Source organism: Saccharothrix sp. ST-888, from assembly GCF_000955975.1.
Lineage (GTDB): Bacteria > Actinomycetota > Actinomycetes > Streptomycetales > Streptomycetaceae > Kitasatospora.
Window position 1 is genome coordinate 1 of record NZ_JYJF01000744.1, and the last position, 329, is coordinate 329.

At 70.8% G+C, this 329-nt stretch carries 1 protein-coding gene; it reads right to left on the reverse strand.

All coding sequences use genetic code 11. The features are described 5' to 3' along the window. Positions 1-263: aldehyde dehydrogenase family protein (locus UK12_RS34440; RefSeq protein WP_045307162.1), on the reverse strand; the 263-nt coding region annotated here is incomplete at its 3' end. Positions 264-329 lie beyond the last annotated feature (66 nt).

The following is a 329-nucleotide window of genomic DNA, read 5'->3' on the forward strand; positions in this document are numbered from 1 at the left end:
GTGTAGACCTGGGCCTGCCCGGCGTTGGTCTCCAGCCACTCGCCGAAGGCGGTCGAGCCGGTGTAGTCGATGACCTTCACCTCGCGCCGGACGGCCAGTACCTGGGCGATGGTCGAGCCCTCGTTCTCGGAGGCCAGACAGACCACGTTGGCGTCGAACGCGGCCTCGGCGAGCACCCGGCGGGCCACCCGCGCGGCGCGCGCGAGCAGCACGGTGGCGCCCGGGTGCGGCTTGACGACGACCGGGTGGTCGGTGGGCAGCAACGGGAACAGCCCCCGGTAGCCGTTCTAGGTCGGGAAGGTGTTGGAGATGATGAGCAGCGCGAGCTC